Origin of the sequence: Haloarcula rara, assembly GCF_029338235.1 — an archaeon.
Taxonomy (GTDB): domain Archaea; phylum Halobacteriota; class Halobacteria; order Halobacteriales; family Haloarculaceae; genus Haloarcula; species Haloarcula rara.
Genome location: NZ_CP119786.1, coordinates 13,916 through 28,642 on the forward strand (window position 1 = coordinate 13,916; position 14,727 = coordinate 28,642).

Annotated in this window: 15 protein-coding genes; 11 read left to right on the plus strand and 4 right to left on the minus strand. The window is 63.3% G+C overall.

The window, feature by feature from the left end:
* Window positions 1-224 precede the first annotated feature (224 nt).
* From cbiG to P1K32_RS16375, 3 genes are all read left to right on the plus strand, one after another.
* Window positions 225-1,196 (plus strand): cobalt-precorrin 5A hydrolase, encoded by a 972-nt coding sequence (cbiG, locus tag P1K32_RS16365; protein ID WP_276252314.1) that lies wholly within the window; start codon window positions 225-227, stop codon window positions 1,194-1,196.
* A 249-nt stretch (window positions 1,197-1,445) separates the two neighbouring features.
* Window positions 1,446-2,699 (plus strand): RNA-guided endonuclease InsQ/TnpB family protein, encoded by a 1,254-nt coding sequence (locus P1K32_RS16370; protein WP_276252315.1) that lies wholly within the window; start codon window positions 1,446-1,448, stop codon window positions 2,697-2,699.
* A gap of 64 nt (window positions 2,700-2,763) precedes the next feature.
* Window positions 2,764-3,051 (plus strand): hypothetical protein, encoded by a 288-nt coding sequence (locus tag P1K32_RS16375; protein WP_276252334.1) that lies wholly within the window; start codon window positions 2,764-2,766, stop codon window positions 3,049-3,051.
* Window positions 3,052-3,058: 7 nt separating this feature from the next.
* Here the strand turns inward: P1K32_RS16375 and P1K32_RS16380 are convergent, their stop codons facing one another.
* The 4 genes from P1K32_RS16380 to P1K32_RS16395 form a co-directional block, all read right to left on the minus strand.
* The gene (locus P1K32_RS16380; RefSeq protein ID WP_276252335.1) at window positions 3,059-4,939 is read right to left on the minus strand and encodes a hypothetical protein; all 1,881 of its coding nucleotides are present in this window, start codon (window positions 4,937-4,939) and stop codon (window positions 3,059-3,061) included.
* A complete protein-coding gene (locus P1K32_RS16385) occupies window positions 4,939-5,892 on the minus strand; it encodes a peptidase associated/transthyretin-like domain-containing protein (RefSeq protein WP_276252318.1) in 954 nt (317 codons plus the stop codon). Before P1K32_RS16385 ends, P1K32_RS16380 begins: the two co-directional genes overlap by 1 nt.
* Window positions 5,889-6,413, minus strand: coding sequence for a hypothetical protein (locus tag P1K32_RS16390; protein ID WP_276252319.1), 525 nt, complete (start codon window positions 6,411-6,413; stop codon window positions 5,889-5,891). Before P1K32_RS16390 ends, P1K32_RS16385 begins: the two co-directional genes overlap by 4 nt.
* Window positions 6,414-6,627: 214 nt before the next feature.
* Entirely contained in the window at window positions 6,628-7,191 is a 564-nt protein-coding gene (locus P1K32_RS16395) for a hypothetical protein (protein ID WP_276252320.1), read from the minus strand.
* A gap of 1,185 nt (window positions 7,192-8,376) precedes the next feature.
* Between P1K32_RS16395 and P1K32_RS16400 the strand changes: the two genes are divergently transcribed.
* The 8 genes from P1K32_RS16400 (at window position 8,377) to P1K32_RS16435 (ending at window position 14,651) form a co-directional block, all read left to right on the plus strand.
* The gene (locus P1K32_RS16400) at window positions 8,377-9,306 is read left to right on the plus strand and encodes a precorrin-3B C(17)-methyltransferase (RefSeq protein WP_276252321.1); all 930 of its coding nucleotides are present in this window, start codon (window positions 8,377-8,379) and stop codon (window positions 9,304-9,306) included.
* 3 nt (window positions 9,307-9,309) lie between these two features.
* Window positions 9,310-10,392: a precorrin-3B C(17)-methyltransferase gene (gene cobJ / locus P1K32_RS16405; RefSeq protein ID WP_276252322.1), complete on the plus strand. Its 1,083-nt coding sequence runs from the start codon at window positions 9,310-9,312 to the stop codon at window positions 10,390-10,392.
* Between the two features lie 2 nt (window positions 10,393-10,394).
* Window positions 10,395-10,658 carry a ferredoxin gene (locus P1K32_RS16410; protein WP_276252323.1) on the plus strand — a complete coding sequence of 88 codons (264 nt, stop codon included), beginning with the start codon at window positions 10,395-10,397 and terminating at the stop codon, window positions 10,656-10,658.
* Entirely contained in the window at window positions 10,655-11,314 is a 660-nt protein-coding gene (locus P1K32_RS16415; RefSeq protein WP_276252324.1) for a cobalamin biosynthesis protein, read from the plus strand. Before P1K32_RS16410 ends, P1K32_RS16415 begins: the two co-directional genes overlap by 4 nt.
* The gene (locus P1K32_RS16420; protein ID WP_276252325.1) at window positions 11,311-12,534 is read left to right on the plus strand and encodes a CbiX/SirB N-terminal domain-containing protein; all 1,224 of its coding nucleotides are present in this window, start codon (window positions 11,311-11,313) and stop codon (window positions 12,532-12,534) included. The genes P1K32_RS16415 and P1K32_RS16420 overlap by 4 nt, the downstream gene beginning before the upstream one ends.
* A 25-nt stretch (window positions 12,535-12,559) precedes the next feature.
* Window positions 12,560-12,931, plus strand: coding sequence for a DUF3209 family protein (locus tag P1K32_RS16425; protein ID WP_276252326.1), 372 nt, complete (start codon window positions 12,560-12,562; stop codon window positions 12,929-12,931).
* Window positions 12,924-14,201 carry an SMP-30/gluconolactonase/LRE family protein gene (locus tag P1K32_RS16430; protein ID WP_276252327.1) on the plus strand — a complete coding sequence of 426 codons (1,278 nt, stop codon included), beginning with the start codon at window positions 12,924-12,926 and terminating at the stop codon, window positions 14,199-14,201. The genes P1K32_RS16425 and P1K32_RS16430 overlap by 8 nt, the downstream gene beginning before the upstream one ends.
* Window positions 14,202-14,378: 177 nt before the next feature.
* Window positions 14,379-14,651, plus strand: a complete 273-nt coding sequence (locus P1K32_RS16435) for a hypothetical protein (protein WP_276252328.1) — start codon at window positions 14,379-14,381, stop codon at window positions 14,649-14,651.
* Window positions 14,652-14,727 lie beyond the last annotated feature (76 nt).

Below are 14,727 nucleotides of genomic sequence, written 5' to 3' on the forward strand. Positions count from 1 at the left end.
GTCCACCTGGACAGCACTGCACAGCACCGCGGGCCAGACGGCTCCCCAACCGATTCGCTCCCTGCGGTCGCTCATCCCTCGCACAGTTCCGGCGCGCCACGGGGGCGCGCCAGCGCGCGCCGTCCGCACCGTAGTACAGACGAGTTTACAGACGAGTACGCTGCAGACGCGCGACCGTTCGGCCGGCAGTCGCGTACAGACCGTTCGCCGGCCGGGAGATTCCAATGAGTACTGACAGCGACAGCGATTCCGGTTCGAACAGTTGCAAAGCGCCCGACTCCGACGGGGAAGTCGCGGAAGAGATAGCGATCGTCGCCTTCGAGCGAAAGCTGGACACCGCCGAGGACATCGTCGACGGCATCGGCGACCGCTACGAGTCCGTCGATATTCTGGAGTACCACGGCGACGTCTTCGAGGAGCACTGGGGCGAGTACGACTGCTTTATCGGGCTGATGGCAAGCGGCATCGCGATGCGGAAGACGGCCCACCTGCTCGACGACAAGTGGGACGACCCCGCAATCTGTGTCGTCGACGAAGAGCTCACGTGGGCCATCCCCATCACCGGCGGGCACCACGGCGCGAACCAGGTGGCCGACGACCTCGCCAGTATGGGCGCGGTGCCGGCGATGACCACCGCCAGCGAGGCCGCCGGCAAGCAGGGCGTCGAGAAGCAGGCAAAAGCGCTGGACGCCCACGTCGTCAACGGCGACTCGACGGTGGCGACCAACCTCGCCGTGCTGGACGACGAACTCGGGCCAATCGAACGCCTCGACGGCCCGAAAGCGGTCCTGGTCGACGACACCGTCAGCGTGCTCAAACGGAACGGCGACGACGGCGTCGTGCTGGGCTGTGGTTCGGTGGCAGGCGCCGACGTCGAGCAGTTCCACGCCGCCTGGGACGCGGCCCTCGAAAAGGCGGGACTGGACCGCTCGGATGTGGAGTTCGTCGCGACCGGGACCCGCAAAGCCGACGAGGCGGGGATGCTCGAAGCCGCCGAAGCGTGGGGGCTGGGCGTCGTCGCCTTCGAGAAAGCGACCCTGGAAGGGTTCGAGGGCCCCACCCCATCTCGGTCGAAGGAGCTCATCGGCTGGCCGGGCATCGCCGAGGCCAGTGCCATCGCCGGCGGCCGCGAGCACGACCTGCTGGCCGAGAAGACCAGATACGACGAGGCCGTGACGGTGGCTATCGGGCGATAGCCCGGCCGGCGACGCTGCTAGTCGGGTGCCACGGGCGGAGCCGTATTCCGGACCGTCCTCAAATTATAGAAAGTGCGAGGCGAAAACCCACGGCTTTAGCCGTCCCCAGAACGCTCCGCGTTCTGGTGGGCTGCACAAGAGCGTCGCTCTTGTGAACGTGGGATGAAGCCGACAACTGGGAACCAAACCACGTGACGGTAGCATACTGACTCCCCGATATTTAAGAAAAATCAGACCGACAAATAAGATATGGAGGTGCGGCGCACTGTCACCGTTGCACTCGACGTGGACAGCGACGCCGCCGCACTTCTGGAAGACACCGTCGACACGTTTCTATGGTCAGTGCAGTACGTCGTCGACCACGCTTTCGACGGGGAGTACGTCACAACCAGCAAGACCACGCTGGACGAGGAAACCTACGACGACGTGCGCGAAGCCACGGACGGGTTCAACGGTGGACTGGTGCAAGCTGCTCGGAACAAGGCCGCCGAAGCCTGCAAAAGCGTCGTTGCCAGCTGGAAAAATGGCAAGAAAGCGTCGAAACCTCACTTCAGTAGTCCGCACGTCGTCTACGACAAGCGTACTGCGACGTTCCACGACGACCACGTGAGTCTCGCCACCACAGAGGGCCGCATCGAAGCCGAGTATGTCTTACCCGACGAGGAGAGCAACACACCGCACTCCAAGTACCTCTTCTCAGTCGAGTACGAGACGACGGGTGCGGAACTGCACTCCAGTGACGGCGACTGGATGCTTCACATCCACTGCAAGAAGGACGTGGAGTCCGACACGTCGGAACAGGCAACCACCGAGAACGGAACGGTTCTCGGGGTTGACCTCGGCGTGAACACCCTCGCCGTCACCTCAACGGGCACGTTCTGGACTGGTGACGAGTTCAACCACTGGCGGCGCGAGTACGAGAAACGGCGTGGTGACCTCCAGCAGTGCGGGACGCGCTGGGCACACGAGAACATCCAATCTGTCGGTCGAAAAGAAGACGGCCGGTTCAAACTGATGCTGCATCGCATCAGCAACGAACTCGTCGCGGAAGCCCGCGAGAGCGGGTGTTCGGTCATCGCGTTCGAGGATTTGACCGACATCCGCGAGCGAACTGGTGCGTCGTGGGGACACAAATGGGCGTTCGACCGCCTGTACGAGTACGTCGAATACAAAGCCGAAGCATACGGTATTGTGGTGGTGCAGGTCGATCCGAAGAACACGAGTCGGCGGTGCTCGCACTGTGGGTTTACTCATCCAGACAACCGGGATGGCGACGCGTTCGAGTGCCTCGACTGTGGCTACGAGAACCACGCGGACTACAACGCTGCGAAGAACATCGGTTTGCGGTATCTCCGTCGCACCCAAACTGGCGGCGACGGAGGCGCACCCTTGGGCGTGCGCCTAAACAGCGGGATAGTGAACGTGAACGGAGGCTATTCTCCTGCCTCAACTGAGGCCAGAACGGGAGTCCACGCTGAATCCCACGGCTTTAGCCGTGGGTAGCTCAATCGAGCGCTAAATCAAGATATAAATATTAATCCAGGTGTAAACATAGGTAATAACGACGGTGATAGATATGTCTCGGGTCCTTCAGTTCATCGACGAACACGGTGACCTCATCATCAAGCTGGAAATGTGTCTGTTCGGTGTGGGTTTCCTGATACTTTACGTGTTCGGTGAAGAACGGCGGGGGAGTCTCGAATGGTCGTATGCAGAGATACTCGGGCTCGGGGGACTCGTTGCCCGGCCAGTGTCTCTCTCGATGCGTATCATGGGCGTCGCGTTCCTGCTATTGGTGGTAACGTTGGTCTTGTCGGGGCTGGCCGGGGGAGACGACGAGACCGAGAAGTCCTGAACTGGTTTCAGGGTAGCGGGTCGGGGTCGGTGACGACCTCGTCGCCGTTCCACCGTTTGACCGCTGGTCCGCTCTGTGGATAGGCACCGATAATCCACCCTCTGGTGGGGTTGATGACTACTTTCATCTGTGTGATGCCGTAGTCGAATCCGTCCGCTGTCGGGTCGTAGGTAATCTCCTCGGATATCTCCGAGATGACGTTGTACGGATACGCACGCTCCGATGGATACCGTGAACGCCGGTACTGCTCGAACTCGGACTGTATCGCGGCGCCGATGAGTAGACTGACTTCCGTTTCGGACATCCGGTTCGGGAGTGACACGGACGGTCTGCACTCGCCGGCGGGTATCGTCGCTCCCGTCGGGAAGAAACTCGATATCCGGTCGCGACCGCGCGTCCCGGTCACGTACCGCTCCCTGATGTACGCGTACCGGTTCTCGACCATCAGATAGAAGTATCTATCCGCGGCAACCACTTCGAGGGCCACGTCCTCGGGGTCGACCGTATCGGGGAACGCCCTTATAAATCTGACTGCGTCATCTACGTTAGAGGCTTTATCCAGTACGTACGCACCGTATTTGGTGCGTCTCACCGCTGACCTGAGCTGTTGCTCGGGTAGGTTGTCCAGGATGCCCGCCTCGTCGAGGACCTTTATCAACCACCTGTGCTTGTCCGGGTTCCGTCTGAGGAAATTTCGGATTTTACTGACCGCTCTGGACGCGTCGCCGGGACCCGGAACGATCCCGGCAGCGGAGAGCGCGACTCCGATTGGGTTCCCTTGCCTGATGTTTGCGGCCAGGTCCCGAAGGTCGGCGCCTGTTCCGAGGTAGGGAATTGACGCGCCCAATATATGTCCCGCGACGTACGGCGGTGTATCGCTGTAGGGTGATTCCCAGATACCGCCGTCGGCTCCGGTGTCACCCCGGATGACGCCGTCCCGAAACGCGGCGGCGCGTTCACTGTCAGAGAGGCGGTTGGGTTCGTACGGCTCGAGCGGGTCGAAATCCTCGTGGTCGGCGAATTCGTCACCGTCGGTGTTCGATGCCAGGGGATCGACACCCAGCGCACGCTCGGTGTAATCGCTCAGCCCGGAGCCGGAGCTGTCCAGTAGGGTCGGGTCACTGTTCATCAGATAGTACTGGGCATCGTTGTCAGGGTGCGTGACAAACTGGTCGACGAGTATCTCCTCACCGTCTTCGAGTCCGTCGCCGTCAGTGTCGGGGTCGAGCGGGTCCGTTTCGACGGTCCGCCCATTCCCGAGTGGGATGCCGTTGAGTTCGATCGAATCAGGAAGCCCATCACCATCAGTGTCGGAGTAATTCTCGACGACGGTTCCGACCTCGACGCTGTCGATTTTCAGTGTCGTGCCGCCCCCGGCGCCGAACGAACACGCAGTCCCATCGTTGAAAAAGACAGGACGGGGTTTCACCTCGAAGACGACGGTGACCACACCATCGACCGACGCCTCTGCTGTGACCGACCCGCTCGCTTCTCCCGTGGCCTCGGGTTCGAACCCCGTCCCAGTTGTCGAGTCGCGAACGATATCCCGATTAGCTTCGTCCCCGTCTTCGAGGATGTAAACGTCAGTGTGGTGCACGTTGTCCTCCTGACCGAACGGGACACGCTCGAAGTCGAATCGGACGTGGACATCGCCGGTGAACTCGCCTATCGTCTGAAATGCGACGGCCTGGTAACAGCCGTGGGCCTCCAGCTGTAACTGCTGGTTCGCAACCGAGACGTCTCCGTAGTGGTTGATGGGGTCGAACACGCCATGGCGTGGTCCAACCTCTCCCTGGTTCGGGTCCCAGGCACCAAGTTCGTTGTCAAAGAAGTTATCTCTGAGAAACGGTACCTCGACAGCGTCTGGCGTCTGGTCGTTGCAAGGCATCAGTTCTCACCTCTCCGGTAACTGCCTAGCCGACTCGCTTCCGGTGTCGTCGTCAGTGGCTCTCCGTCCGCATCGAGTGGAATCGGTGCCGTTGAACGCAGCTTTTCCTCCCACTGGTCGGGGTCGAAAACCGCGTACAGGCCACTGGTTTCGAACTCTGCGCGTACAGTCTCCGCATCCGTATCGACGGTCGAGTCGAGTGCGACGAACGTCTGGTACGCTGGGTCGTACCGATGGATACGCAACGATTCCTCCTCGCCGGCGACGTCGGAATTGTCGTAGCCGACTTCGAGTTCGCCCGTCTCGATATCCCGCTCGTTCCAGACGTGGATGATGTCGCTTGCAGCTGTGGTGTCGATTGCGTCCGTCTCGAACGCTGGCGGTTGCTCTTTCTCGACACCGAGTAGCTGTGGATTGATTCCCTCCCCGGTCACCGAAACCCGGGCATCTCCCGAGTCCGATTCGAGGGTGGCCGTGTTCTGCTCGTCCGGTGGATACTCGCGTTCTTCCGGCGGTTCGACACCGAGGTCGTCGTATCGTTCCTCGATTTCACTTTCCGGGACAGAAAATGGTTCGAGCCGGATTTCACCCAGTGCATCGGTGTCCGCACCGACTGTGACGACCTCCTCTTCGTACTGTGATGCGACGATTCTGATGGACCCACCTGCGGTCGGGGAAGCAATCATAAACGTCCCATCCTCGCCGGCCGACGCGAACGCTGTTCCGTCAGTGGTCTCTGACTCGACGACCGCCCACGGGAGCGGGTCACCTGTATCGTCCCCAACTATCTGTCCAGTGACCTCACTATCCTCGGGTGGGTCTGGATCCGAATCAGTTTCGCTCCCGGCTATCTCCTGGAGTGCCTCGTCGAATTCGTGTCTGACCTGTTCGTTCTCGAAGACCTCCTCCGGTGGTTCCTCCAGCAGTGCAGCCAGCAACTCGGTATCGCTCATCGTGACACCTCCGCGCGAACAGTGACTGTCTCGGAAACCGACGGTGGATCGATAGACCCGTCCGCTGTTGCAGCGATACCGAACACCTGATGGGAACCGACGGGGACTGAGACTGGCGACGTCGGGTCCCTGTCTTGCGGAATGATTCCGATTGCGAGGTCCGTGTCGGGAAACACAACCGGATCAATCCGCAGTTCGATATCCTCTGTGCCCTGGTTTCCAACAGTGAACACATCGGTAATGACTGTCGTCGCCTGTGCGTTGAGCCCGCCACCGTCCACGCTCTCGTTGTTTTCGCTTATGGTCAACTGTAGCTCTCCGTGCTGTGTTTCGGTCGCGTAGTCTCCGTTTCCCGCCGGACCGGAGACCGGAGATAGCCGGACAAATGCCTCCGCATCACCGGTCACATCGACGACAACGTTCCGGTCCGCTTCGACGCCCGAAAACGCTCCCGTTCCGAGCACGGCAACGCCTGTACTCGCTGTTATCCCCGTTCCGAGAAGAAATGTTCGTCGTTTCATTGGATCACCTCCCAGGCCCAGCGGCAGAATCGAACTGCCGTGTAGACTGATTCAGTCCGGACACCAGTCTGGGTATCATCAAGCATTGGCTGCACGTTTCTGTGCGACGGTCTCGGCCCCCCTCGGAACGTACCTGCTGCTCACACCATTCGGATAGCCTAACTCGCATGGTGGCCACGTTCCGGTGGACCGAGAGCCCGCTCATGCTCCAGCCCTAGTCCTGGACGTACGCGTTGATCGTCACCGAGCCGTCGAACGATTCGAGGCTGCTGAGATCGTTCTCCAGCCCCTGGAATCGCACACCAACGCGAGTGAGTGCCTTACCCGGTGACACACGAGGGAGGCCTCCGGTCTCCCCACCGACCGATTCCTGGTTCAGTGAGAGGCCGCCTGACGGGACGATGTCGTCCTCGGCTGCGTAGAAACTCATCCCGTCCGGGGTGTCCGTAATGCCGACAACGACCTCCTGGGTGCCCTGGTTTCGGATTTCGAAGAGGTCGTCGATGACAGTGTCTGCGTTCCGGTTCAGTCCCTGTCCGCCTGCTTCCGTCTCGGTAAAATCGAGACTGAGTGTTCCGGTCGTCTCATCTACCTCGACGTATTCCTCACTGTTTGGGGTCTCCTTCGGGACGAGAGCGAGTAACGCATCTGTGTCGTCAGCGACAGAAACGTCCAGAGTACGTTTCGCCTCGACACTGGTGAACGCGCCTGTCCCGATAGCTGCCGTACCGGCGGCGGTGAACGCTCCGGTTCCGATGATGAACTTGCGTCGGTTCATGTCTCTCACTTCAGTTTGCTCGTTCGCACGTGCCCAGGTGGGACGCGCTTGGTTCCGGTATAGATTTTATTAGTATTGTAAATTCCTATTCGAAAGGAAGTCTATCTCCGTTTGAACGGTTTTATGCTACGCCAGAGAGTGCTTCAAAGACATATTGAAGAGCGATGTCCGCGATAGTAGCTCCGCGACGGTGGGACGAAATTGTCACCACGGACCGGATTTCGGTACAACCAGAGCGTGTTCTCGGTCAACGAACACACTCAGCACTGATTCCCGGTCAGCTATCGATGCCATCCAGTTACCGTCGTGTTCCGGCTCGGTCGTGCGGCGACAGCCCGGTTTCCGGAACGGGAACTGCTGATCGCCGTGCAACGTTACACGGGTTGCAAGGGGGAGACGGGGGTTCCGCTGAAAACAGGCGCTAAGCACCTCTGGAGGGTTCGTTCGAATCTTTGCCTCGTGGTCTCGATTTCCGGGTGGCCCCGAGTCAGCGCCTGCACTGACTGTAGACGCCGCTATCGCCCTCCCAAGCCCACGCAAAAGACCCGTCGGGACCACGACGACACCGTTCTCCCGTGATGATTTCCCCATACTGCCCGTCTCACTCTCCTCGCCACTCTGTTTGTCACGAAAACAGAGGTGTGGCTCCCCTCCAGAAGCGGGCTATCTGAGCGGAACGATTGCTATCGGACTTCACGAATCCGTCTTCCGTTCCCCGCTCCGGGCCAGTCGTTTCACGGGGAGTAACGATACTTCGACAAATATATGCAGTGCTGCAAACCCGGCGAGCAGTTGTAGGTCGGTGTAGATCGTCGTATTCAGAAGTCCGGTAGCCCAGAGCGTATAAAATATCCCGATGGTAACGAGTATCTCCGGTCTTTTCCGGGACATATATTGAAACAAAATATCCGAAATATAAATTCGTGACGGCGTCTCTTTCTCTCCGATTCGAAGGCAAACTCGACACCCCGTTGCCACGCTGTGCCGATGTCAGGATAGTCGTTCACGACAGCCCTACGCGTTGAAGCGATTCTGTGACGAGAGTGGCCCCCCAACAGCCCTGACGCACGAAGAAAACCTAGCTTGGTGTAATACAAACAAAATTGTTTTATGCGAAAGCTCCGTTGTAGACGCTATGTCTCATAGCACTGCCCCTGGACCGCCTGCCGACCTCGGCGGTGACCGATGAGCAGCGACCGCCGCAGCGCCGAATCGGCCGTAGACGCGACGGCGACTCCGCCAGACGGCTACGGCACCCTCTACGTCGTCGGCATCGGTCCCGGACTCCCCCACCACATGACCCAGCGGGCGAGTGACGTTATCAGGACCGCCGACACGGTCATCGCGTCGAACCTCTATCAGGAGTTCCTCCGAAAAGACGGGACGCTGCCGCCGGCGTCGTCGGCGCTGGAGGACCGCTCGGACGACGGCGAGGTGGCCGACGAGGCGGGCACCGTCCTGGAGCGTCCCGACGGCTCCCACCAGACTCTGATTCGCTCGTCGATGGGCAAGCAGGTCGAACTCGCCCGTGAAGCCTTCGAGCGGGTCCGGGCCGGCGAGGACGTGGCCCACGTCTCCGGGGGCGATCCGAACGTCTACGGGAAATCCGACCTGATGTTCACGATGGCCGAGGCCGACGACGCCGACGACGTGCCCATCGAAATCGTCCCCGGCGTGACGGCCGCCCTCTCCGGAGCCGCGAATCTCGGCGCGCCGCTGTCGAACGACTTCTGTACCATCTCCCTGTCGGACAAGTGGCGCGGCTGGGACGAGATCGAGGAGAAGCTCCGCGCGGCGGCTATCTCCGGGTTCGTCGTCGTGCTGTACAATTGCTGGCGGGATTACGAGCAGGCCGTCGAGGTGCTCCGAGAGGAGCGGGCCGACGATGCGCCCGCCGCGATCGTTAACGACGCCGGCCGCGGCGCAGCCGGACGGAATCTCGACGACGAAACGGAGACCATCACGACGCTCGGCGAACTGCCCAAGCACACCGAGGAGGTCGGCGGGATGGGGTCGTCCATCGTCGTCGGCACACACGAGACCGAGGTCTGGGGCAACGACTACCGCGACTATCTGGTCACCCCGCGTGGCGGGCGTGACGTGGAGGACTTCTGAACTATGAGCACCGACAACACCGAATCGACTGAATCGAAGTGTGGAGCAAGCGAGGCGCGAAGCGCCTCGGGCGAGACGAGCGGCGAAGCCGCGAGTCAGGCATCGACGACGGAAACAGACACAGAGGCGAGCACCGACGCGTCCCCGAAGTGCGGCGCGAGCGAGACGGCAGGGAACTCGACGGAGACGAGCACCGAAAGCTCCTCGAAATGTGGAGCGTCTTCGAGTTCATCCGGTTCCAGCAGCAGTTCCTGCGGAGCCAACAGCTCCGACGAGGAAGAGGTCGGCGCGACCGTCGACGATTTCGAAGCCGACCCCGGTCGGCTCGTCGCCGTCGGCCTCGGCCCCGGCCAGCCGGAGGGGATGACCGCCAGGGCACGGTCGGCGCTGCTGGAAGCCGAACACATCGTCGGCTATACAACCTACGTTGAACTGCTCCCCGACGAGGTCGTCGAGGGGGCCGAGGACATCTACAACACGCCGATGTGTGGCGAGGTCTCCCGCACGGAGGAGGCCATCGACCGGGCGCTTGCCGGCAACGACGTCGCCATCATCGGCAGCGGCGACCCGAACGTCTACGCGCTGGCCGGGCTCGCCCTCGAAATAATCGAATCGAAGGGCGCGACGGCGTCGATGCTCGACTTCGACGTGGTGCCGGGCGTCCCGGCCGCCCAGTCCTGTGCCGCACGCGTCGGCGCGCCGCTTGTCAACGACACCGTCTCGATCTCGCTGTCGGACCACCTCACCGATATGCCGACCATCGAGTCACGGCTCCACGCCGCCGCCAAGGAGGGCTTTACCATCTCCATCTACAACCCGTGGAGCCGCAAGCGCCGCGAGAACTACGAGAAGTGCTGTGAGATACTGCTCGAACACCGCGACCCCGAGACGCCCGTCGGCGTCGTCCACGCCGCCGGCCGCGAGGACGAACAGGTCGAAATCGTCGAGCTACAGGAGCTCCCGGAACTGGGCGAGACAGACCTCGTGGACATGACGACCACCTTGCTGGTCGGCAACGAGGACACCTACGTCTGGGACGACCGGATGGTCACGCCACGTGGGTACGAGACGAAATACGATTACTGACAATGTATACAGTAACTATCGACCGCGATGCCTGCGACGGCGTCTTCGCCTGTCTGGTGCGGGACGACCGCTTCGTGGAAGACGCCGACGGACTGGCCGCCATCGAGGTGGACGACGAGCACGCTATCGCGGCGACGTTCGACGACGACCACCGGGGCGACGCCGAGCAGGCGGCCGACGCCTGCCCGCTGGACGCCATCACCGTCGAGGACGCCGAGACCGACGCGCCGCCCCAGACGCTCGAACCGACGGAGGCCGGTCGATGAGCATCGAGACCGGCCCGCCAGCCGACATGCTGGCGGCCCACCCCGAGACGGCGTACTTCTGGGGCCGGGTCGCCGGCGACGGCGCGTGCGGACAGAACTGTGTCACCGTCCGGACGACCGACGAGACCGCCGCTCGCCGGCTCGCGAGCGTCGCCGGCGCCGAGCGCACGGACCAGCGTATCGTCGAGCGCCAGTACGCCCACGACACCTCGATTACCCGCCGGGAGGAGGAGTACACGGTCCAGGTCGTCGGGCCCCTGGCCGAACGGGCCAGCGGGGCGCTGGGACTGCCCTTCGAGGGAGAGTCCGGCGGCTACCGGCTGGACCCGCTGGCCGACTACGACCGGCAGCTGCTCCGCGGGCTCGTGGAGGGCTGTGGGACGGTCTGTTTCAAGTCAGACGACGACGCCGTCGGCCTCTCCTTCGTTCACGAGAGCCGGGGCCTCCTCCGGACGATACAGTCGCTGCTCGAGGATATCCCGGTCGCGGCTCCCTACGACGACTGCAGCGACGCCTCCTCGGGGTACTGGTTCGGTGTCGACGACGACGCCGTCCCCGCCGTCGGCGAGTGGCTCTACGAGGGGAGCGAATCGAGCGGGCTCTTCGCCCCGAGCCGTCGGCGCAAGCTCCGCAAGAGCATCGAACGAGTCCGATGAGCGAAGCGACCACCGCTCCCGAGGGCCTCGATGACGAGGCTATCCTGCTTGCGGGGCACGGCTCCCGCCGCGAAAAATCAAACGAGCAGGTCCGCGAACTGGCCGCCGAACTCGAAGGGCGGCTCGGTATCCCGGTCGACGCCGCCTTCCTCGAGCTGGCCGAGCCGGCCATCGACGACGCCATCGCCGGGCTCGCAGCCACTGTCTCGCAGGTGACGGTCGTCCACCTCTCGCTGTTTGCGGCCAGCCACGTCAAGAACGACGTGCCCCTGGCTGTCACGCAGGCCCGCGAGCGCCATCCGGAGCTGACCATCAACAACGGCGCGCATCTGGGCGTCCACCCGGCCATTCTGGACCTGCTGGACGACCGAGCAGCGGCCGTCGAGGCCGAACTCGGCGTGGACCGAGAGGCCGACGACGTCGCCGTCGTCGTCTGTGCGCGTGGCTCCTCGGATCCCGACGCCAACGCCGACGTCCACAAGCTCGCGCGGCTGCTGTACGAGGGACGGGACTTCGGCCGCGTCGAGGCCTCATTCATCGGCGTCACCGAGCCACTCCTCGATGAGACCCTTCACGACGTGGCCAAGACACGTCCCGACGCCGTCGTCGTCCTGCCGTACATGCTCGGTGACGGCGTGCTGACGGGCCGTATCAAGGACGGTGCCCGCGAGTTCGACGAGGAGTACCCCTACGTCGATGCCGGCTTCGGTGAACCGCTGGGGACAGACCACAGGCTGCTGGACGTGCTGGGCGACCGCTGGCAGGAGGCCCGTACGGGGAGCGTCGAGATGTCCTGTGACACCTGCAAGTACAAGGTCGAACTCGACGGCTACGAGGACGACACCGGGGGCGCCCGGGCGATGTTGCGGGCGCTGACCCACCAGGCCGAACACGAAGACCGCGAGGACGTCGACGACGACCCACACGTCCACGACGCGCCCGAGAAACACGTCGCCGTCTGTACGAACCAGACCTGCGCCGCCGACGGCGCGCCCGCCGTGCTCGAACGGCTGCGCCAGGCCGCCCGCGACAGCGACCACTGCGACGCTCGTATCACCCGGTCGTCCTGTCTGGGTCGCTGTGGCGAGGGGCCGATGGTCGCGGTCTACCCCGACGGGGTCTGGTACGGCGACGTCGGCGAGGACGACGCCGACCGACTCGTCGCCGACCATCTGGACCGGGACCGCATCGTGAGCGAACTGGTCGACCAGACGCTGTAAGTAACACCACAACAATACGATACCTATGAGCTGCTACGAAATCGAGGCCCTTCGACTCGGCCTCATGAACGTTCTCGGTACCGAAGACGACCACGCGCGCCAGCACGCCGAACAGGAGCTGGAGGGGCACATGACCGGCCCCATCGAGGCGCTCGCGAACGCGGAGACGCTCGCCGCCATCGAGCGCCACCTCGACGCCGCCCTCGTCGACCTCGAAGAGGGGATCGCCCGCACGGACAGCGACAGCGCGGAGTACGACTACATGCGTGGCCGGCTCGTCGCCGTCAGGGACGCCGAACGCGCCGTGAGCCGCATCACCGCCCAGGGCGAGAGCGTTCTCGACGGTCTGGGCGAGGCCCACGACGTGCTCCACGAGGCGTTCCCAGTCGATGAGTGAGCAGGCGTCGGCGGCACCGCTGGGCGAGATTCCCCCGGCTCGTTCCCGACAGCAGGGTCGCCGCTCGGCCGTCACGCTTTCCGACGGGCTGGCCGTCGTCGGGACACACGAGGGCACCCTGCTGGGCTTCGATGTGGGCGGGAACGGACCGCCGACGAACCGGTGGCGGCAGGCGACGTCGGGCGAGCCCAGCGTCGTCGCCGCGACGCCCTTCGGTGGCGTCCACTCCGGCGGCGGTCGCCGCTCCGCGTCTCGGGCCGTCGGAGGCGTGGTCGTCGGCGAGCGCAGCGCCCGCGGCGCGGTTCGCTGTCACGACCGCGACGGCACCCTCCGGTGGCGGTACGACACCTGCAGTGACGTGGGCGACCCCCAGTCCGACACCCGCTTTTGCAAGCCGTTCGTCGCGGGGCTGGTCACCGACGGCGACCGGTGTTACGCGGCCGCCAGGCGGTACGAGCGCCGGCCCGACCAGGCGACCGAACGCCACTTCGAGAGCGTCGTCTACGCGTTCGGGGCCGACGGAACGGTCGAGTGGACCTACCACACGGACGCGTCACCGATTTCGCTGTCGGTCCGGGAGGACCGCCTCGCCGTCGCCTACAACCGGTGTCCCGGGGACCACCAGCACGGTCTCGTCGTGCTCGACGCTATCGACGGGACGCCGCGGTGGATGTGGGATCCGGGGACCGACGGCCAGCGTCGCGTCGGCGACGTGGCCCTCCTCGAGGACGGGGCGATCCTCACGAGCCACGGCGACTACCACGGCTACCGTCTCGGGCCAGACGGCGCGGAACGGTGGCGTCTCCCGCTTGCGACACCGGACGCTATCGACGGCGAAGTCGTGTACGCCTATCCGAATCACGTCCACGCCACGGCGTCGGGCGCGGTGTTCGTCACTGGGAACACCTACCCCGAAGACGGCCGTGAGACCGATGTCCGTCACCCCGAGGAACACACTGCGGTCGGTGTCTCGCTCGACGGACACAGACGCTGGTCGGCCGACGTGGTCGGCTTCGCCAGCGGGCTCGGCGCCGACGGCGACCTGCTGGCCGTACCGGGCGCCCAGCATTTCCGCGACAGGGACGGCGACACGCACGCGCTCCGCGTTTTCGATATCGCTACCGGCCACCTCGAAACGTTCGAGACGGCGGGCGTCGTGACCGCGGCAGCGGTGGACAGCGACACTCTCGTCGCCATAGAGGAGCCGGTCGTCTACCACGACGAGGGCCGCGAGCGGGGGGCCTACCGGCTCCACCGGACCGGCCGATAACTCCGGGACAGGCGACTCGTCCCGTCGGTAGGCTACATACAGCGGGGCTGGCAACCGCTTTGCCGGAGCACATCACAACAGGGTGGCCGCGTGGTTCGGCTTCGGCCAATTCCCCTTACCTGTAAGGGTGTGTGGTGAGTACTATGGCATCCCTTCTTATAGGCAAGAACGATGCGTATGCAACAGACCGATTCGCCCACCGATAGCAGTCCGGACCCGGAGACCTGGCTGCTCTCGAATCTCCCGCACACGACCTTCTCTGAGGACGCCTTCGCCTACCTGGACACCGGAAGCGGACACAGCACGCAGTTTTACTCTGTCGAATGGCTGGCCGAGGAGTTCGGCGAGATAATCGCAAACGCGGACCATCCCAAACAGCAACTTCTCACTGCGGCACTCGAGGACGTGCCAGCGGAACTAAGGCGGCTATTCGGGCAGATAGATGAGTAGGCGGCGTCCAGCCACGAGAACGGTTGTGCAAACGTTCCGCGGCCAGAGAGATATTATATACCGACAGAACGTGAGT